A 19,406-nucleotide genomic window follows, 5' to 3' on the forward strand; every position below is an offset into this window, starting at 1 on the left:
AGGCGCGATGCCCCGGGGGCCGGGCCCTCCGCGGGTGGAATGGTAGCATCGCGGCCATGTCAGGGGCGCGTGTGATCCCGGCCATGGACGTCCTGATCGCGCTGCCGGCCGCGCAGGCCCTGGCCCGCCGGCATGGCCCGCGGGCGTTCCGCGCGGCCCTCGACACGGTGGTCGCCCACCTGCGCGCCGGACTGCGTGCCGGGGCGCACGAGATCGACGACAAGGACGCCGCGGCGGCGCTGATACTCGAGCACGTGGCGAGCGCGCTCGAGGGCGCCGCGCAGCCCTCGCTGCGGCCAGCCATCAACGGCACGGGGGTGGTCATCCACACCAACCTGGGACGCGCCCCGCTGGCCCGTGCCGCCCTCGACGCCATGGCCGCGGTCGCGGCCGGGTACAGCACGCTGGAGTTCGACGTCGAGGGTGGGACGCGCGGCAGCCGGCACCGCCACCTCGACGCCCTGCTGGCCGACGCGACAGGTGCAGAGGCCGGCGTCGCCACCAACAACACGGCCGCCGGGCTCACGCTCGCGCTCGCGGCGCTGGCCGCCGGCCGCGAGGTGATCATCAGCCGCGGCGAACTGGTGGAGATCGGCGGCGGCTTCCGCGTCCCGGAGATCCTCCGCGGGTCGGGGGCACTGCTGCGCGAGGTGGGCACGACCAACCGCACACGCGCCTCGGACTATGCCGCCGCGATCAGCGATCGCACGGCCGCGATCCTCAGGGTGCACCCGTCCAACTTCACCATGCAGGGGTTCACGAGCCGGCCCGGCCTGGGCGAGCTGTCGGAGATCGCGCGACGGTTCGGCGTGCCGCTCGTGGAGGATCAGGGCAGCGGCTGGCTCGGCTTCGATCTGTGTCGTGTCGAGGCCTTCCCTGCCGAGGCCCGCGCGGTGCTTGGGGACGAGCCCGCCGTCCGCGACAGCATCCGCCACGGCGCCGATCTCCTCGTGTTCAGCGGCGACAAACTCCTCGGCGGTCCGCAGGCCGGGCTGGTGGTCGGCCGCGCGGATCTCGTCGCCCGCGTGAAGGCGCATCCGCTGATGCGCGCGGTGCGCGTCGACAAGGTGACCTACGCGGGCCTGGACGCCACGCTGCGCGCCTGGGTTGGCGGCCGCGCCGACGAGGCCATTCCCGTGATGCGGATGATCGCGATGTCGCCCGAGGTGCTGGCCCGGCGCGCCTCGGACCTGGTGGAACGATTGCGGGCTGCCGGCGTGCCCTGCGAGGTCGGCACGGGGCTGTCGACCATCGGCGGCGGGACGACGCCCGGGGCCACGCTGCCGACGACGCTGGTGCGGATCCGGGCGACGTCGGCCGATGCGCTGGCGGCCGCCTTGCGTCGGGGCGCTCCCCCGGTGGTCGCGTTCATCGCCGACGACGACGTGTGCCTCGACCCGCGGACGGTGAGCGAGGACGAGGACGACCTGCTGGTGGCCGCGGTCATCGCGGCCGTTCGTGGTGATGACCCGGTCGCGGCTCAGTCGTTGCCGTAGTGCTCGCTGACCCACTCGCGGTAGGCGCCGCTGGTGACACGCCCGACCCAGGCCTGGTGGTCGAGGTACCACTGCACCGTCTGGCGCATGCCGCCCTCGAACGTGTGCGCAGGTTCCCAGGCCAGTTCGGTCCGGATCTTCGTCGGGTCGATGGCGTACCGGCGATCGTGGCCCGGACGGTCACGCACGTAGGTGATCAGGTCGGCGTACCGGCCCTCGGCCCGGGGCGCCAGTTCGTCGAGGATGCCGCACACCGTGTGCACGACGGCGATGTTCTGCCGCTCGCTGTTGCCACCTACGTTGTAGGTCTCCCCCACCCGGCCGACATCGAGGACGCGCGCAATCGCCGAGCAGTGATCCTCGACATACAACCAGTCGCGCACGTTCTTGCCATCCCCGTACACCGGCAGCGGCTTGCCCGCGAGGGCGTTGTGGATGATGAGCGGGATCAGCTTCTCGGGGAACTGGTACGGACCGTAGTTGTTCGAGCAGTTGGTCGTGAGCGTCGGCAGGCCGTAGGTGTGGTGGTAGGCGCGGACGAGATGGTCCGACCCGGCCTTGGACGCGGAGTATGGGCTGTTGGGCGCGTACGGCGTGGTCTCGGAGAACGCAGGGTCCTCGGGGCCGAGCGAACCGTAGACCTCGTCGGTCGACACATGCAGGAAGCGGAACGCCGCCCGCGCCTCGCCCTCGAGCGACGACCAGTAGGCCTTGACCTCGTCGATGAGCACGAACGTCCCCACCAGGTTCGTCTCGACGAACGCTGCGGGGCCATGGATCGAGCGATCGACATGGCTTTCGGCCGCGAAGTTCACCACGGCGACCGGCTGGTGGGTGCGCAGGAGTTCCGAGATCAGGGCGCGATCGCCGATGTCGCCGCGCACGAGCGTGTGCCTCGCGCTGTCGCCGAGGGGAGCGAGATTCTCGGGGTTCCCCGCATACGTCAGCTTGTCGAGGTTGACGACGCGGCCCTGCCGGCCGGCCAGCCAGTGCTGGACGAAGTTGGCGCCGATGAAGCCAGCACCGCCGGTGACGAGGATCGAGGACATGAGGCGGCTCCCGGGAGGCCGATGAAGCTGAAAATGCCGCGAATGCCGGGCGCCCGGCACGCGCGGCATCGGAAACGTCGCTAGAACAGTCCCTGGACGCTCTGCACCGCGAGGTTGATCACGCGGGTGGGCACCACGCCGAGATAGAAGATGGCGAGGGTGGCGATGGCCAGGCCGGCGACGGCGCCGCGCGGCACGACAGGCGCCGGATCCACGGCCACCTCGTCGGACATGTACATCAGCACCACGATGCGCAGGTAGAAGTAGACCGAGATCACGCTCGTGAGGACGCCGATGATGGCCAGCGCGTAGTAGCCCTCCTGCACGGCCGCGGCGAACACATACCACTTGGCGACGAAGCCCGCCGTCGGCGGCAACCCTCCCAGCGAGAGCAGGAAGATCGTCATCACGGCCGCCATGCCCGGACGTCGGTGCCACAGCCCGGCGAAGTCACGCACGTTGTCGTGCGGATGATCCTCCGTGGACAGGAGCGCCATGAGGCCGAACGCCGCGACGTTGGTGATGCCGTACGAGGCCAGGTAGAAGAGCATGCCGGCCTTGCCGACCGAGTTGGCGGCGATGAGGCCCACGAGCAGGTAGCCGCCGTGCGCGATGCTCGAGTACGCGAGCATGCGCTTGACGTTGCTCTGCGCCACGCCGACGGTCGTGCCGAGCACCATGGTGGCCACGGCCAGCGCCGAGACGATGGGGGCCCACTCGGCGTGCATCGGCTCGAACGCCGACAGGAAGACGCGGATGAACGCCGCGAACGCCGCCGCCTTCACGCCCGTCGACATGAAGCCGGTGACCAGCGTCGGCGCGCCCTCGTAGGCGTCGGGCGTCCACATGTGGAACGGCACCGCCGAGATCTTGAACGCGAAGCCGACGAGGAGCAGCGCGAGCGCCAGGATGACCATCACGCTCGGGGCGCTGACCTGGCTGGCCAGGGTCGCGGCCACCTGCTCGAGGCGGGTGCTGCCGACGACGCCGTAGGTGAAGGCGACGCCGTACAGGAAGAACGCGCTCGAGAAGGCCCCGAGGATGAAGTACTTGAACGACGCCTCGGCGCCGGCCTCGCTGTTGCGGCGAATCCCCGTCAGCACGTACACCGACAGCGACATCACCTCGAGGGCGAGGAAGATCACCAGCAGGTCGCTCGCGCCGGCCATCAGCATCATGCCGACGATGCCGAACAGCATGAGCGTGAAGTACTCGCCGGCCGGGATGCGCTCGCGCTCGACCACCGACGACGAGAAGAGGATCGTCAGCAGCCCGATCGCGCACAGCGTCACGTTCAGGAACAGCGCGAAGTTGTCGGCGCGCATGACGCCGAAGCCGGTGAGGTCGCGGCCCCAGAGGAGCATCGAGGCAATCGCGGCGCCCGTGAGCCCGATCAGGCCGAGGCCGCCGAGCGGCACCTTCTCGCCCTTCGGCTGGAACGACTCGGCCACCATCGTCACGATCGCAGTGAGCGTGACGATGAGGATCGGCATGATGGCTTGCAGGTCGGTCATCATCGGGCTGCCTGCTCCGGAGTCAGGGACACGGTCACCGGGACAGGTCTCGGTGTGGTGACGGGCACGGCCTCTGCGAGGGCAGGCCGTTGCGCGTGCAGGCGCTGCACCAGTCGGTCGACCGCCGGCGCCATCGGGTTCAGGAAGACGTTGGGGAACACGCCCATCACGATGCAGAGCACCAGGATGGGACCGATGGCGGCCCACTCACGCGGCTCGAGATCGTGCAGCTGCTTGTTCTTCGGGTTGGTGACCGGGCCGTAGTTCACGCGCTGGAACATCCAGAGCATGTACACGGCCGACAGGATGACGCCGGTGGTGGCCACGGCGGCCAGCCCCGGGCGCCAGCGATACCCGCCGAGCAGCGACAGGAACTCGCCGATGAAGCCGTTCAGGCCAGGCATGCCGATCGACGACAGCGTGACGATGAGGAACGCAGCCACCAGCTTCGGCGTGACGTGCTTCAGGCCGCCGTACTCGGCGATCTGGCGCGTGTGCCGCCGGTCCGAGAGCATGCCGACGATGAGGAACAGGCCGCCGGTGCTGATGCCGTGGTTGAGCATCTGGTAGATGGCGCCCTGCATGCCCTGGACGTTGGCGGCGCTGATGCCGAGCACGATCACGCCCATGTGGCTCACCGACGAGTAGGCCACCAGCTTCTTCATGTCGGGCTGCACCATCGCCACCAGCGCGCCGTAGACGATGCCGATCACCGCCAGCGTGCCGATGTACGGCGCGACCTGCAGCGCCGCGTCCGGGAACAGCGGGAAGGCGAAGCGGATGAGCCCGTAGGTGCCCATCTTCAGGAGCACGCCGGCCAGGATGACCGACCCCGCCGTCGGCGCCTGCACGTGCGCATCGGGCAGCCAGGTGTGGAACGGGAACAGCGGCACCTTGATCGCGAAGGCGAGCGCGAACGCGAGGAAGAACCAGAGCTGTGTCCGCGGGTCGAGCGAGAGCTGGTAGAGCTGCAGCACGTTGAAGCTGTACTGCCCGGTCGCCTGCGCGTGGATGACGGCGAGCCCGATGATGGCGATGAGCATCAGCACGCTGCCCGCCATCGTGTACAGGATGAACTTGACCGCCGCGTACACCCGCTGGTCGTAGCCCCAGATCCCGATGAGGAAGTACATCGGGATGAGCATCGCGTCCCAGAAGATGTAGAAGAGGAACAGGTCGAGCGACAGGAACACGCCGAGCATGCCGGTCTCGAGCGCCAGGATGAAGAAGGAGAACTCCTTGACCTTCTTCTCCACGCCGTGCCACGAGGACAGCAGCGCCAGCGGCGTGAGGAACCCGGTCAGGACGACCAGCCACAGGCTGATGCCGTCCACCCCGAGGTGGTAGTCGATGCCGAAGGCCGGGATCCACGGCACCCGCTCGACGAGCTGGAAGTCGGCCGACGCCGGGTCGAAGGCGCGCCAGACGGCCAGCGTCAGCACGAACACCACCAGCGAGATGGCGAGCGCGACGTTGCGGACGAAGCCGTTCTGCTCGCCGTCCTTGTTGGGCAGCGCGAGCAGGAAGAGCGCGCCGATGAGCGGCGCGAAGACGGTGAGGGTGAGGAGCGGGAAGGTCATCGCGCGAGGAAGTACCCCAGGACCAGCAGCGCGCCCGTGAAGAGGGACGCCGCGTAGACGCGCACCGAGCCGGTCTGCAACAAGCGCAGGGCGCCGGCCGACTCGCGCACCAGATGACCCGTGCCGTTGACGGCGCCGTCGATGATCCTGGCGTCGACCGTCTTCCAGAGCACGGAGGAAGACCCATCACGCAGCGGGTGCACGATCGCCGCGTCGTAGATCTCGTCCACGTAGTACTTGTTGTAGAGGAGTTTGTGCAGCGGCGCCAGACTGCGCGCCGCGCCGTCGGCCGCCTCGGGGCGCTGCAGGAAGAAGAACGCCGCCAGGCCGATGCCGACGAAGGCCAGCACGGTCGACACGCCCATCAGCGTGAGTTCGGTCTGCGTCTTCTTCGGGTCGTCGTGACCCGCCGCCGCGCCGTGCTCACTGGCCGGCGCATCGTGCCCGCCTGCCGGGGCCGCATGGGCTTCGGTGGGTGCGGCGTGGTCCATGGCCGGCATGGCGTGGTCGCCCGCCGGGGCCGCGTGGTCGCCACCCGCCACGGCCGGGCCGTGCACCGCGGGCGCCGGGTGGAACGCGGGGTGCAGGAAGCCCTCGATGGCGTTGCTGCCGCCGAGCGCGTGCGGCACGCCGACGTAGCCGGCGGCCACCGAGCCGAGCGCGAGCAGCACCAGCGGGCCGGCCATCGCCCACGGCGACTCGTGCGGCGCGCCGTGGTGCCCGTGGCCGTGACCGTGGTCATGGTCGTCGTGCGCGGCGTGCGCATCGTGGCCGTGCGCAGGCGCGGCGTGGCCGTGCGCGTCGTGCCCATGCGCGGCCACCTCGAACCGTTCCTTGCCATGGAACGTCATGAAGATGAGGCGGAACATGTAGCAGGCCGTCAGCAGGCCCGTGAGGGCGCCGATCGCCCACAGGCCGGTGTGGCCCGTGTAGTAGGTCTGGAAGAGGATCTCGTCCTTGCTGAAGAACCCGGCCAGGCCAGGCACGCCGGCGATGGCGGCCGCGCCGATCACGAACGTCCAGTAGGTGACCGGCATGTACTTCTTGAGGCCGCCCATCTTCCGCATGTCCTGCTCGCCGGCCATCGCGTGGATGACGGAGCCGGAGCCGAGGAACATGAGGGCCTTGAAGAACGCGTGCGTGTAGAGGTGGAACACGCCGGCCGAGTACGCGCCGACGCCCATCGCCAGGAACATGTACCCCAGCTGCGACACGGTGGAGTACGCGAGCACGCGCTTGATGTCGTTCTGCACGAGGCCGATGGTGCCGGCCATCAGGGCGGTGAGCGCGCCGATCACCGCCACCACCTGCATGGTGTGCGGCGCGTGCGCGAACAACTCGGCGTTGCGGCCGATCATGTACACGCCGGCGGTGACCATCGTGGCCGCGTGGATGAGGGCCGAGACCGGGGTCGGGCCCTCCATGGCGTCGGGCAGCCACACGTACAGCGGAATCTGCGCGGACTTGCCGGTGGCGCCGATGAAGAACAGCAGCGTCGTGATCGACAGCACGCCCCAGGTCACCTCGACCGGCATCGACGCGACCTTCTGGGCGATGGCCGTGAAGTCGAGGGTGCCGAAGGTGACGAAGGCGCCGAACATCCCGAGGATGAACGCGAAGTCGCCGATGCGGTTGACGATGAACGCCTTCTTGCCGGCGTCGGTGGCGGACTTCTTGGTGAACCAGAAGCCGATGAGCAGGTAGGAGCAGAGGCCCACCCCCTCCCAGCCGACGAACATGATCGGGAAGCTGGCGCCGAGCACCAGCGTGAGCATGAAGGCGACGAACAGGTTCAGGTACGAGAAGTAGCGGGCGTACTCGCCGTCGCGCTCCTCGTGCATGTAGCTGGTCGAATAGATGTGGATCAGCGAGCCGATGCCGGTGATGACCAGGATCATCACGGTGGAGAGCGGGTCGAGGCGCAGCGTGAACGGCACGCTGAAGTCGCCCGACGTCATCCACGTGAAGACGGTCTGCTCGATGACGCGCTGATCGGCGGGGGCGCCGAAGATCTGCGCCGCCGAGGCCAGCGAGAGGCCGAACGCGGCCAGCAGCGCCGCGACGGCCACGCCGCCCGACACCGCCTTGGGCAGTCGCCTGCCGAGGAACGCGTTGATCAGGAACCCGATGAACGGGGCGAGGATGATGAACAGGAGCATCGCGTCTTGTCGCCCTACCACTTCAGGGAGGTGAAGGCGTCGGGCGAGAGGGTCTCCCGATGCCGGAACAGGGCGATGACGATCGCCAGGCCGACGGCGGCCTCGGCGGCCGCCACGGTCATCACGAAGAACGTGATGATCTGGCCCTCGACCGATCCATTGAAGCGCCCGAGCGCCACGAACGTCAGGTTCACGGCGTTGAGCATGATCTCCACCGACAGCAGCAGCGTGATCAGGTTGCGCCGCAGGAAGATGCCGGCGGTCCCGATGCTGAACAGCAGCGCGGAGAGGAGCAGGAAGTGGTTGAGCGTGATCATCGGCGGATGTCGGGGCCTAGACGGTCTTCTTGGCCAGCACCACGGCGCCGACCATGGCGACGAGGATGAGGATCGAGGTGACCTCGAACGCGAAGGCGTGATCGCGGAACAGCATCACGCCGATGTCGCGGACCGAGGCGACACGCGAGGCAGCCTGCGGGTCGTCGACGAAGGGCAGCGCGCCGAGGCGGCTCAGCGCCCACACCAGCATCGTGCCCATCGAGAGGGCCAGGACTGCGCCGAACGCCTTGACGCCGCCGGGAATCGGCAGCTGCGCGCCCGGGGCCACATCCTCGCGCGGCGCGTTGAGCAGCATCACCACGAAGAGGAAGAGCACCATGATCGCGCCGGCATAGACGACGATCTGCGTGACTGCGACGAAGGGCGAGTCGAGGCCGACATACAGGCCGGCGAGCGAGATGAACGACCCGATGAGCAGCAGCACGCTGTACATCGGGTTGCGCTGCCCGATGACCCCGAGCGAGCAGATCAGCGAGATGGCGGCGAACAGGTAGAAGAGCCAGGGGGCCACGGTCTCAGCTCCAGTAGAGGACGCCGGCGGCCGTCACCAGCAGGTTGACGATGGACAGCGGCAGGAGGCGCTTCCAGCCGAAGTCCATCAGCTGGTCGTAGCGGTAGCGCGGGAGCGTCCAGCGCATCCAGATGTAGAAGAACAGCAGGAACGCCAGCTTGCCGATGAACCACAGCGGCCCCAGCCAGTCGGGCAGGCCGGGCATGTAGAAGCCGCCGAGGAACAGGCTGGTGGCGACGCCGCAGACCACCACCATGTTGACGTACTCGGCCAGGAAGAACAGCGCGAACGACATCGAGCTGTACTCGGTGTGGTAGCCGGCCACCAGTTCCTGCTCCGCTTCCGGGAAGTCGAACGGCGCGCGGTTGGTCTCGGCGATGCCGGCGACGAAGAAGATGAAGAAGCCCACCGGCGCGAGGAACACGTACCACTTCGGCACCGGGATGGCGTTGAACACCCACCACACCCCGGCCTGGGCATCGACGATCTCGCGCAGCGACAGCGTGTTGGCGATGACCAGCACCGACGCGAGCGACATGCCGTAGGCGAGCTCGTAGCTGACCATCTGCGCCGAGCTGCGCAGGCCGCCGAGGAGCGAGTACTTGCTGTTGGAGGCCCAGCCCGCCAGCACGATGCCGTAGATGCCCATCGAGGTGATGGCGAACACGACCAGCACCGCCACATTCAGGTCGGCCACCTGCAGCGGCACCGGCTTCTCGAGCAACCCGAAGAACGTCGTCGGCGGGCCGAAGGGGATGACGGCGAAGGCCGCGAACGCCGTCGTCGCGGAGAGGATCGGCGCCAGGTAGAACAGCCACTTGTCGGCGGCGACGGGCCGGAGTTCCTCCTTGAAGATCAGCTTGACGATGTCGGCAAGCGGCTGGAGGAGGCCGAGCGGGCCCGTGCGGTTGGGCCCGACACGCTGCTGGGCCCAGCCGGAGATCTTGCGCTCGAAGTACACGAGCACCGCTGCGGAAATCTGCAGCGCGAAGAAGACCACGCCGATGAGCGAGATCTGGAAGACGAGACTGGGAGTGATCGTCGGCACGGGCTCTACTCGTTAGTGCGCGCCGACGGGCTCGGCCGCGCGGAAGTCGCTCTGCACGGGCGACTCGCCCGTCTTGATGTAGGCCTCGTACTCGGCCCGGAAGTGCTGGATGGTGCTCAGCACCGGCGCGATCTCGGCATCGCCGAACGGGCACAGCGTCTTGCCGCCGATGTTGTCGCACACGCTGAGCAACAGCTCGATGTCGCGCGCCTCACCGTCGCCGCGCTCGATCTTGTCGAGGATCTTGTAGAGCCAGTCCACGCCCTCGCGGCACGGGGTGCACTTGCCGCACGACTCGTGCTTGTAGAAGTGGATCAGGTTCTTGGCCGCCCAGACCATGCTGGTCGTCTCGTCCATGACGATCACGGCTGCGGACCCGAGCATCGAGCCGGCCGCCACCATGCCGTCGAAGCTCAGGTGGGTGTCGAGCTTGTCGGGCAGCAGCACCGGGGTCGAGGAGCCGCCCGGGATGATGGCCTTGATCTGGCGATCGTGACGCATGCCGCCGGCGTAGTCGTAGATCAGCTGGCGGAGCGTGGTGTCCATGGGCGCCTCGTACACGCCCGGCTTCTTCACGTGCCCGCTGATGCAGAACAGCTTCGGCCCGGTGTTCTTCTCCGGCCCGATCGCGGCGAACCACTCGTGCCCCTTCTCGATGATCACGGGCACGTTGCAGATGGTCTCGACGTTGTTGACCACCGTCGGGCAGCCGTACAGGCCGACCACCGCCGGGAACGGCGGCTTGAGGCGCGGCTGCGCGCGCTTGCCCTCGAGCGACTCGATGAGCGCGGTCTCTTCACCCGCCTCGTACGCACCGGCGCCGCGATGGATCCAGATGTCGCAGTCCTCGCCGCTGCCGAGGATGTTCTTGCCGACGTAGCCGGCGGCGCGCGCCTTCTCGAGCTCGACCTCCATCTGCTTCTGCAGGTGGTAGAACTCGCCGCGGATGTAGATGTAGCAGGTCTTGGCGCCGATGGCCCGGCAGGCGATCACGCACCCCTCGAACAGCAGGTGCGGGTTGCGCTCCATCAGCACGTGATCCTTGAACGTGCCTGGCTCGCTCTCGTCGGCGTTGACGCACAGGTACTTCGGCTTGGGGTTGTCCTTCGGCACGAAGGACCACTTCAGGCCGGTCGGGAAGCCCGCGCCGCCGCGCCCGCGCAGCCCCGACTTCTTGACGCTGTCGACGATGGCGTCTGGCGCCATGCCGAGGGCGGTGCGCAGCGCCTGGTAGCCGCCGTGCTGCACGTAGAAATCGAGCGTATAGCCGTGGGGCTCGTTGACGTACTTGGTCAGGACCGGTTCGAACGTGGGCATGGCCTAGGCACGCTCCTTCACGAGGTGGCATCCCGAGAGCGCCGCGAGGCCCTTCGTCCGCAGGCCCTCGATGAGGGCCGGGACGTCCTCGGGCTGCTGGCACTCGTGCCAGTGCTCGTTGTTCACCATGATCACGGGCGCGCGGTCGCACGCCCCGAGGCACTCGAACTCCATCACCGTGAACATGCCGTCGGCGGTGGTCTCGTTCGGCTTCACGTGCAGGTGCTTGCACAGCGCGGCGGTCACCTTCTCGGCGCCGTTGAGCGCGCACGACAGCGTGCGGCACACCTGCAGCACGTACGTGCCGACAGGCTTGGTGAAGAACATGACGTAGTACGTGACCACGTCCTCCACCTCGGCGGTCGTGCAGCCGATGACCTCGGCGACGTGGCGCATGGCGTTACCGGAGACATGCCCCTGCTGCGCCTGCACCATGTACAGCGCGGAGATGATGGCCGACTTGCGCCGCTCCGGCGGGTAGTGGGTGCAGAGCTCCTCGAGCTGCGCCCGGTGTTCCGGCGTGAACGCGAAGGTGGGCCCCTCCTCGGGGATGAACCGCTCGCTCTTGTGCCAGCCCTCGCCGTAGGGCATCTGCGGGTGGAAACTCATCGATCCGAATCTCCCATGACGACATCGACCGAGCCGATCACCGCGATGACGTCCGCGATGAGGCCGCCGGCAATCAGCCTGGGCAGGGCCTGCAACGCGAGGAACGTCGGCGGGCGCGACTTGACGCGCACCGGGCGGTTGGTGCCGTCCGAGACGACGTAGAAGCCCTGCTCGCCACGCGGCCCCTCGATGGGCACGTAGGCATCGCCGGCGGGCACGGTGAAGCCCTGCGAGTAGATCAGGAAGTGCTGGATGAGCGCTTCCATCTCCGAGTAGACCTTGTCCTTGGGCGGCGGCACGATGCGCGGGTCGTCGACACCCCACTCGCCGGTCGGGGTGATGCGCGCGATGGCCTGCTTGCAGATCTTCAGGCTCTCGCGCATCTCGGCCACGCGCACCTGGTAGCGCGCGTACACGTCGCCGACCTCGCTGGTCGGGACGTCGAAGTCGTAGCTCGCGTACGTGAGGTACGGGAACGCCTTGCGCACGTCGTACTTGATGCCCGATCCCCGTGCGATCGGCCCGAGCAGGCCCCAGTCGAGCACGTCCTGCTTGGTCAGGATGCCGACGCCCTTGGTGCGGCCGATCCAGATCGAGTTCTTGGTGAGCATGCCCTCGTACTCGTCCATCTTCGCGGGGAAGCGGTCGAGGAAGGCGTTGACGGCCTCGTGGAACCCGTGGGGCAGGTCCTCGCGCAGGCCGCCGATGCGCATGTAGCTCGGGAACAGCCGGAACCCGGCCAGCATCTCGTTGATGTTGAGCAGCAGCTCCCGCTCGCGGAAGCAGTACATCATCATCGTGATGGCGCCGATCTCCATCCCGTGGGTGCCGAGCCACACCAGGTGGCTGGTGATGCGCTGCAGTTCCGCGATGAGCACGCGGATGTTCTGCACGCGCTCGGGCACCTGGATGCCGAGCAGCTTCTCCACCGCCAGCACGTAGGCCAACGCGTTGGAGTGCGGACCGAGGTAGTCCATGCGCTCGACGAGCGGCACCACCTGCTGCCACTTCTTCTGCTCGGCGGTCTTCTCGATGCCGGTGTGCAGGTAGCCGATCGTGGGCTCGGCGCTCACGATCTGCTCGCCGTCGAGCTCGACGACGAGGCGCAGCACGCCATGCGTGGCGGGGTGCTGCGGCCCCATGTTGACCGTCATCGTTTCCGTGCGGATTTCAGCCATATCGGACTACGGACTTCGGGCTACAGGCTACGTGAGCCAGGGTTCCATTGTGTCGTCGGGCCGTCTGCCACCCCTGGGGCCGGCAGCCTGCCCGCGCGTCAGCTTCCGGCCAGCGCGCGTTCCACTTCGTCACACAGCACGTGCAGCACCGTGAGGTGCACCTCCTGCACGCGCGCGGTGTCGGCCTCCGGCACCGCCAGCACCTCGTCGGCCTCCGCGCCGAGCGCCCCGGCGTCGGCCCCGGTGAGCGCCACCACCGTGAGCCCGCGGGCCCGCGCCTCGCGCGCGGCCGTCACGACGTTGGGCGACCGCCCGCTCGTCGAGATCGCCACCAGCACGTCGCCCGGCCTGCCATACGCCTCGACCTGCCGCGCGAACACGCGCTCGAAGCCGTAGTCGTTGGCGATGGCCGTCAGCGCGCTCGTGTCCACGGTGAGCGCCAGCGCCGGCCACCCCGGCCGCTCCCGCTTGAACCGGCCCGTCAACTCCGCGGCGAAGTGCTGGCACTCCGCCGCGCTCCCTCCATTGCCGCACGCCAGGATCGTCCCGCCGGCACGCAGCACTGCCGCCAACCGGGCCGCCGTGCGGGCCATCCCGGTGCCCAGCGCGGACGCCGCGCGGCGATGGGCCTCGATGCCAGCCTCGAAGGCCGTGAGGCACCGCGCCACTGCGGCGTCGTCGGTCACTGCACGTTGAAGCCGGCGCTCACCCCGGCGGCGCGCCGCTGCCGCTCGATGTTGCGCACGAACTCCTCTTCGGTGACCTGGATGGCCTCGCCGGCATCGATGGCCTTGTGGATCTGCACCGGGTAGTCCTTGCGCGCCGGGTGGCCGTCCCAGTCGTCGGGCATCAGGATGCGGCGCAGGTCCGGGTGGCCCGCGAACGCCACACCGAACAGGTCGAACACCTCGCGCTCGTACCAGTTGGCGTTCGGGTAGATGCGCACGATCGTCGGCACCGTCGGCGTGTCGCCGCCCACGCGGACCTTCACGCGGAGCCGCTGGGCCGGGGGCGCACCAGCGCCGACCGCCTCGGGACCCATCGACACGAAGTGGTAGACCACCTCGAACCGCGGGTCCGCGGGCCAGAAGTCCGCGGCCGTGCACTCGGCCAGGGTCTGGAACTGCAGTGCGGGGTGCTCCCGCAGCTGGCGCGCGACGCGCTCGATGGCATCGGCAGGCACCACGATCGCCGGCTGATCCACCGACGACACCTCTTCGATCGTGACGTCCGGCAGGGCCTGCCGGAGGGCGTCCAGTCGCGTTGCGAAGTCCATGCGATCAGCCGAAATTGACCAGCGGCTGGCGCGAACGGGCCATCTTCCGCTGCAGTTGGACGATGCCGTAGATCAGGGATTCGGGCCGTGGCGGACAGCCCGGCACGAACACGTCGACCGGCACCACCTGGTCGACCCCCTGCACGATGGCGTAGTTGTCGAACACGCCGCCGACCGACGCGCAGGCGCCCATCGAGATGACCCACTTGGGCTCGGGCATCTGGTCGTAGACGCGGCGCAGCGCGGGCGCCATCTTCCGCGACAGCCGACCGGCGACGATCATCAGGTCGGCCTGGCGGGGAGAGCCGCGGAACACCTCGGCGCCGAAGCGGGCGACGTCGTAGCGGTTGGCCGCCATGGCCATCATCTCGATGGCACAGCAGGCCAGGCCGAACGCCACCGGCCAGATGGCCGACCGGCGGGCCCAGCCCACCAGCTTGTCGACCGTGGTCGTGAGTACGGGAATCTCGATATCAGCCATGACTGCAGCAGTCCGTCAGCTCTTTCGACACCGGTACGGGACGGTCAGTCCCGCGTATTCCAGTCGAGGGCGCCCTTGCGCCACACGTAGATATAGCCGGTGATCAGGATCGCGAAGAAGACGAGGATCTGCACGAAGCCTGCCCAGTGCAGCTCGCGCAGGGCCACGGCCCAGGGATAGAGGAACGCCACCTCGATGTCGAACAGCAGGAAGATCATCGCCACGAGGTAGAACTTCACCGACATGCGCTCGCGAGCGTCGCCCACCGGCGGCATGCCGCACTCGTACGGCGCGAGCTTCTCGGCCGTCGGGTTGCGCGGGCCGAGGTACTGCGACAGGAAGACGTTGCCCGCGGCGAAGGAGAAGCCGAAGGCCATCAGCAGCAGAATCGGAACCCAGCCGTCCATGCGTGTAGGTCGCCGCGCCGCGGCGGAGGTGGCGCTTGTGAAAAGTCGCGCAAGCGTGGCCCTGCGTGCCCATCACGCCCGGCCCCGCTGTCGGCCCCGCCGGCGCCTGCCGCAGGCGGGATTCGATCCCGTAGATGCTAGCCCGCTTGCGCACTCATCTGCAATCTAATCCGGGTACCGGGTACGGGGGGCCGGGTACGGGTGCCGGGTGCCGGGTACGGGGTAAGGTGGCCGGCTCGGCGAGCCAGCCCTCCCGGCCCCAGGGGTGTTCGCGCCTGGCCGGCCCCTTCTGACTTCCGCCGTCCCCCTTCCACCTTTCCCCCTGTGACTTCGACATGAGGCATGAGGCATGACGAATGGGGCATGCCCACGGCGTTCGGCGTTACTGTGTCTCCGTGCGTCTCGCCTGGTTCTCGCCCCTGCCCCCGGTCCATTCGGGGATCGCGGCCTACAGCCTGGACGTCCTTCAGGGCCTGACGGGCCGCCATGCCGTGGACCTGTACGTCGAGGACCGGGTCTGGCAGGCCGCCGGGGGACACCTGCACGCTGGCCGGGGGCCGGAGACGGCGGCACTGCCGGGGCCGCTCGGCCTGCCGTTGTTCCGGGCCTACGACTTCCCCGTCGCCCACACGCGGCACCCCTACGACCTGGTCGTCTACCAGATGGGGAATGCCGCCTGTCATCGCTACCAGTGGCCCTACCTCCTCCGTTGGCCGGGACTGGTCGTGCTGCACGACGCGGCGCTGCACCACGCGCGGGCCCACGCCCTGCTGGCCGACGGTCGCGACGATGAGTACCGGGACGAGTTCCGCTTCAACCACCCGGGGGTCGACCCGCGGGTCGCCGATTTCGTCGTGGCAGGCCTGCAGGGTTCGCCCTATTACCTGTGGCCGATGCTGCGCACGGTGATGTGCCGGGCGCGAGGGGTGGTCGTGCATGGCGACCCGCTGCGCCGGGCGCTCGCCGAAGAGTTCCCCGACACGCCGATCCGGACCGTGTCGATGGGAGTGCCGGACCCGTGGGAAGAAGGCTCAGGGCTCAGGGCTCAAGGCTCAGAGAGCAGGCCGAACGGCGGCTCAGGGCTCACGGCTCAAGACTCAGGGAGCGTCCTTCCTGCCGACCGCCGACCGCCGACTGCCGGCATCGTCGTGTCCGCGTTCGGCGTGATCACGCCTGAAAAGCGCATCCTGACCATCCTGCGGGCGCTGCAGGCGATTCGCGCGGAGGTGCCCGGCGTGCGCCTGCGGCTGGTCGGCGAGATCGGGGAGCACTACGCCCTCTGGCAGGACGTCGCCGCAACCGGCACGCGGGACATCGTCGAGGTGACCGGCTACGTGGACGACGAGCAACTGGCGGCGGAACTGCGGGCCGCCGACGTGTGCCTCTGCCTGCGCTGGCCGACGGCGCGGGAGACCTCCGCCTCGTGGCTGCGGTGTCTCGCGGCAGGAAAGCCGACCATCGTGCCCGACCAGGTGTCGACCGTCGACGTGCCCACGCTCGATCCCCGCCACTGGCTGCTGAAGCACGACCGGACCGACGCGGGGGCCGTCTTCCAGCCGCCCCCGGTGACCCGCGCCGTGGCCGTGTCGATCGACCTGCACGACGAGGACGCCATGGTGCGCCAGGCGCTGCGGCGCCTCGTGGCCGATGCCGCGCTGCGGGACCAGCTCGGCCACAACGCCCGCGCCTGGTGGGAAGCGCATCACACCCTGCCACGCATGCACCGCGACTACGAAGCGGCCCTGGCCTGGGGCGCCGCACAGTCCGAGCCCGGCTGGCCCGAGGACGCGCCCGCCCACCTGCGCCCCTCGCCGTCGGGGTGGGCCCGCGACCTCACCGCGCCCTTCGGCGTGGAGGTTGATATCCTCGCGTGAGGGCGTGGGCGCGGCGAGACCACCCCGCGCCCCCTGACTGCCGACTGCCGACCGCCGCGACCCGACTCCCTCTACCCGCTCCCCGATTCCCGACTCCCGTCCCAGTCCTGCCCGTGACCATCCAACTCAACGGCGAACGCTACGACCTGCCCGAGCCCCTCACCATCGCCGCGCTGCTCGCACGCCTCGACATCGACGCGCGACGGGTGGCCGTGGAGCTCAACGAGTTGGTCGTCAAGAAGGCGGCGTACGCCGAGACGCTGGTCTGCGAGGGCGACGCCGTCGAGGTGGTGAACTTCGTTGGTGGCGGCTAAGGTGCCCCCGCGTGGCCTGTCGGCCCTCCGCCTGTCCATGGCGGGCCTCCTGCTTGCGGCGCTGCTCCACGCCTGGCTGCACGCCTCGGTCCGTCCCATGTTCCAGGTGTCGGACGAGATCAGCTACCTCGCCGGACTCCAGCAGCGGATCTACGCCACCGAGCGCGCAGGCACGGATGTCTATGTCTGCGCCTCGCCACCGGAAGGCATCCCGCTCCCTGTCGACGCGGGCGGCAAGCCGTTGTTCAGGTGGCTGGGCGGCCTGGCCCTCCGGTCCCTCTGCGCCTCCGGCATCCCGTCGACCACGGTGTACTGGGGGCTCCGGCTGGCCTGCGGCCTCACGTTCCCCTGGCTGGTGCTACTGACGTTCCTGCTCTCGCGCGAAGTGCTGCCCGACCAGCCGACCGCCTGGGTGGCGGCCGCTGCAGTGGTAGCGTTCCAACCACTTGCGGCGACGGTGTCGGGCGGGATCACCCCGGACAGCTTCGCCAACCTGCTCGGTGCCACGTCCCTCCTGCTGACCACCCGGCTGATGCTGGCGCGCAGCACGCGCTGGGAACTGGCGCTGCTGCCGGTGTCGGTCGTGTTGGCCCTGGCCACCAAGGACACGGTGGCGTTCCTGGTCCCGACCCTCATGGTGGCCGTTCTGCTCCGCGGCTGGCAGGCCGCCCCGCAGGCGCGCAGTTCCCGCGCCGTGGTGGCCCTGGCGGCGGCGACCGTCCTGGCAGCCGGCTGGGCCGCGCTGCGGGTATTGCCCCCCACCACGCTGGCGGGTGGAGCGCCGGGGATCGGCCGTGGCGCGCTGGCCCTGCTGACGGGTGCCCTGGCTGCGGCGTCGTCACAGGCGTGGGCGGTGGCGCGCAGCATGTGGATGCCGCTCGGGAACTTCGGCGCGAGCACGCTGGAACTCCCGGACAGCCTCATCGTGGTGCCCGTCCTGTTTGTCGGCCTCGTGTGCCTGGGCCTGGCGCGGTCATGGCTGCCCCCCGACGACAGCCGACTCCACCGAATCGGGCCGCTGTGGGCTGCCGGCCTGCTGCTGTGTGCCCTGCAGCCGGCCATCCGTGAAGTACTCGTGCAGTTGCCCGATTCGTACCAGGGGCGCTGGCTGTTCCCGATGCTGCCGGTCATGGCGGTGCTGGCCACCGCCGGCGTCGGCGCTCGTGTGCCACGCCTGCTGCTGCTCGGCCTGCTGTTGCTGGCCACGGTCGCCGGGCTGGCGCTGGTGCGCGTCGCTGGCCACTACTACCTGCACTTCCCCGGCGAAGTGGATGCATCGCGGCTGTTCCTGCGCAGCAGCAGCGGCGTGCCGCTCGACATGCACCGCCTGGCCCTGTGGGTCGAGCGCCCGGACCTGCTCCGCGCGCCAGGGCCGTTCCTGGTCGCTGGCCTGGGATGGCTGGCAGCCATCGTGATGGCCATGGTCGGGGCTGCCCGACTGGCACTCCTCCCCGAGACGCTCCATGAACGACACGCTGACGATCGCTGACCGCACCTTCACGTCCCGACTTTTCGTGGGGACCGGCAAGTACCCCTCGCACGACGTGATGCGTGAGTGCCACGCCGCCTCCGGCACCGAGGTCGTCACGGTCGCCGTGCGTCGCGTCGATCTGAACGACAGGAGCGGGGCGTCGTTGATGGACTTCATCACGCCGAACCTGTTCATCCTGCCCAACACGGCCGCGTGCTACACGGCGCAGGATGCCATCCGCACCGCCAGGCTCGGGCGCGAGGCCGGCCTGTCCAACTGGGTGAAGCTCGAGGTGATCGGCGATGAGCGCACGCTCTTCCCGGACAACGAGGCGCTGATCGAGGCGACGAGGGTGCTCGTGAAGGAAGGGTTCATCGTGCTGCCCTACACGACCGACGACCCGATCGCGTGCCGCAAGCTCGAGGACGCCGGCGCCGCGGCCGTGATGCCGCTCGGGGCCCCCATCGGCTCGGGCCTCGGGATCCAGAACCCCAACAACATCGCCATCATCAAGGAGTTCGCCAAGGTGCCGGTGATCGTTGATGCCGGCGTCGGCACGGCCTCCGACGCCGCGATCGCGATGGAGCTCGGCGCCGACGCGGTGCTGCTCAACACGGCGATCGCCCAGGCCGACCAGCCCGTGCTGATGGCGCACGCCATGCGGCACGCGGTGGAGGCCGGCCGGCTCGCCTTCCGTGCCGGACGAATCCCCAGGAAGCGGTACGCCTCGGCCAGCAGCCCGCTCACGGGCACGATTCACGCGTCGGCGCGCGCATAATTGGCG

The 19,406-nt window shown here is 69.1% G+C and carries 19 protein-coding genes; 5 read left to right on the plus strand and 14 right to left on the minus strand.

The window, feature by feature from the left end; genetic code table 11:
- The first annotated feature begins 56 nt into the window (after positions 1-56).
- Positions 57-1,496: an L-seryl-tRNA(Sec) selenium transferase gene (selA, locus tag ACIRDX_RS02160; protein WP_396623753.1), complete on the plus strand. Its 1,440-nt coding sequence runs from the start codon at positions 57-59 to the stop codon at positions 1,494-1,496.
- On the opposite strand, the gene rfbB is transcribed toward selA, so the two are convergent.
- The 14 genes from rfbB to ACIRDX_RS02230 all read right to left on the minus strand — a co-directional run bounded on the left by rfbB (position 1,481) and on the right by ACIRDX_RS02230 (position 14,963).
- On the minus strand, positions 1,481-2,545 hold the full coding sequence (gene rfbB, locus ACIRDX_RS02165; protein WP_396623754.1) for a dTDP-glucose 4,6-dehydratase: 1,065 nt from the start codon (positions 2,543-2,545) through the stop codon (positions 1,481-1,483). The two genes, selA and rfbB, sit on opposite strands and share 16 nt — an antisense overlap.
- Before the next feature lie 80 nt (positions 2,546-2,625).
- Entirely contained in the window at positions 2,626-4,059 is a 1,434-nt protein-coding gene (locus ACIRDX_RS02170; RefSeq protein WP_396623755.1) for an NADH-quinone oxidoreductase subunit N, read from the minus strand.
- A complete protein-coding gene (locus tag ACIRDX_RS02175) occupies positions 4,059-5,639 on the minus strand; it encodes an NADH-quinone oxidoreductase subunit M (RefSeq protein WP_396623756.1) in 1,581 nt (526 codons plus the stop codon). Before ACIRDX_RS02175 ends, ACIRDX_RS02170 begins: the two co-directional genes overlap by 1 nt.
- The gene (gene nuoL, locus ACIRDX_RS02180) at positions 5,636-7,798 is read right to left on the minus strand and encodes an NADH-quinone oxidoreductase subunit L (protein WP_396623757.1); all 2,163 of its coding nucleotides are present in this window, start codon (positions 7,796-7,798) and stop codon (positions 5,636-5,638) included. The genes ACIRDX_RS02175 and nuoL overlap by 4 nt, the downstream gene beginning before the upstream one ends.
- 14 nt (positions 7,799-7,812) lie before the next feature.
- Positions 7,813-8,115, minus strand: a complete 303-nt coding sequence (gene nuoK / locus ACIRDX_RS02185) for an NADH-quinone oxidoreductase subunit NuoK (protein ID WP_396623758.1) — start codon at positions 8,113-8,115, stop codon at positions 7,813-7,815.
- Between the two features lie 16 nt (positions 8,116-8,131).
- Entirely contained in the window at positions 8,132-8,647 is a 516-nt protein-coding gene (locus ACIRDX_RS02190) for an NADH-quinone oxidoreductase subunit J (RefSeq protein ID WP_396623759.1), read from the minus strand.
- Positions 8,648-8,651: 4 nt separating this feature from the next.
- Positions 8,652-9,686, minus strand: a complete 1,035-nt coding sequence (nuoH, locus tag ACIRDX_RS02195) for an NADH-quinone oxidoreductase subunit NuoH (RefSeq protein WP_396623801.1) — start codon at positions 9,684-9,686, stop codon at positions 8,652-8,654.
- 21 nt (positions 9,687-9,707) lie between these two features.
- Entirely contained in the window at positions 9,708-11,012 is a 1,305-nt protein-coding gene (gene nuoF / locus ACIRDX_RS02200) for an NADH-quinone oxidoreductase subunit NuoF (RefSeq protein WP_396623760.1), read from the minus strand.
- A gap of 3 nt (positions 11,013-11,015) precedes the next feature.
- Complete coding sequence (gene nuoE, locus ACIRDX_RS02205) at positions 11,016-11,621, minus strand: NADH-quinone oxidoreductase subunit NuoE (RefSeq protein WP_396623761.1); 606 nt, start codon at positions 11,619-11,621, stop codon at positions 11,016-11,018.
- Positions 11,618-12,799: an NADH dehydrogenase (quinone) subunit D gene (nuoD, locus tag ACIRDX_RS02210; RefSeq protein WP_396623762.1), complete on the minus strand. Its 1,182-nt coding sequence runs from the start codon at positions 12,797-12,799 to the stop codon at positions 11,618-11,620. The genes nuoE and nuoD overlap by 4 nt, the downstream gene beginning before the upstream one ends.
- Positions 12,800-12,897: 98 nt before the next feature.
- Complete coding sequence (locus tag ACIRDX_RS02215) at positions 12,898-13,485, minus strand: SIS domain-containing protein (protein ID WP_396623763.1); 588 nt, start codon at positions 13,483-13,485, stop codon at positions 12,898-12,900.
- A complete protein-coding gene (locus tag ACIRDX_RS02220) occupies positions 13,482-14,075 on the minus strand; it encodes an NADH-quinone oxidoreductase subunit C (protein ID WP_396623764.1) in 594 nt (197 codons plus the stop codon). Before ACIRDX_RS02220 ends, ACIRDX_RS02215 begins: the two co-directional genes overlap by 4 nt.
- A gap of 4 nt (positions 14,076-14,079) precedes the next feature.
- Complete coding sequence (locus ACIRDX_RS02225) at positions 14,080-14,556, minus strand: NADH-quinone oxidoreductase subunit B (protein WP_239489482.1); 477 nt, start codon at positions 14,554-14,556, stop codon at positions 14,080-14,082.
- Between the two features lie 44 nt (positions 14,557-14,600).
- Positions 14,601-14,963: an NADH-quinone oxidoreductase subunit A gene (locus ACIRDX_RS02230; RefSeq protein WP_396623765.1), complete on the minus strand. Its 363-nt coding sequence runs from the start codon at positions 14,961-14,963 to the stop codon at positions 14,601-14,603.
- A gap of 395 nt (positions 14,964-15,358) precedes the next feature.
- Here ACIRDX_RS02230 and ACIRDX_RS02235 point away from each other — a divergent pair, with 395 nt between their 5' ends.
- The 4 genes from ACIRDX_RS02235 to ACIRDX_RS02250 all read left to right on the plus strand — a co-directional run bounded on the left by ACIRDX_RS02235 (position 15,359) and on the right by ACIRDX_RS02250 (position 19,400).
- Positions 15,359-16,837, plus strand: coding sequence for a glycosyltransferase family 4 protein (locus ACIRDX_RS02235; protein WP_396623766.1), 1,479 nt, complete (start codon positions 15,359-15,361; stop codon positions 16,835-16,837).
- Between the two features lie 113 nt (positions 16,838-16,950).
- Complete coding sequence (gene thiS / locus ACIRDX_RS02240) at positions 16,951-17,151, plus strand: sulfur carrier protein ThiS (RefSeq protein WP_396623767.1); 201 nt, start codon at positions 16,951-16,953, stop codon at positions 17,149-17,151.
- 37 nt (positions 17,152-17,188) lie between these two features.
- Positions 17,189-18,640, plus strand: coding sequence for a phospholipid carrier-dependent glycosyltransferase (locus ACIRDX_RS02245; RefSeq protein WP_396623768.1), 1,452 nt, complete (start codon positions 17,189-17,191; stop codon positions 18,638-18,640).
- Positions 18,615-19,400 carry a thiazole synthase gene (locus ACIRDX_RS02250; RefSeq protein WP_396623769.1) on the plus strand — a complete coding sequence of 262 codons (786 nt, stop codon included), beginning with the start codon at positions 18,615-18,617 and terminating at the stop codon, positions 19,398-19,400. Before ACIRDX_RS02245 ends, ACIRDX_RS02250 begins: the two co-directional genes overlap by 26 nt.
- Positions 19,401-19,406 lie beyond the last annotated feature (6 nt).

It is taken from the genome of Luteitalea sp., assembly GCF_044337415.1.
Classification (GTDB): domain Bacteria; phylum Acidobacteriota; class Vicinamibacteria; order Vicinamibacterales; family Vicinamibacteraceae; genus Luteitalea.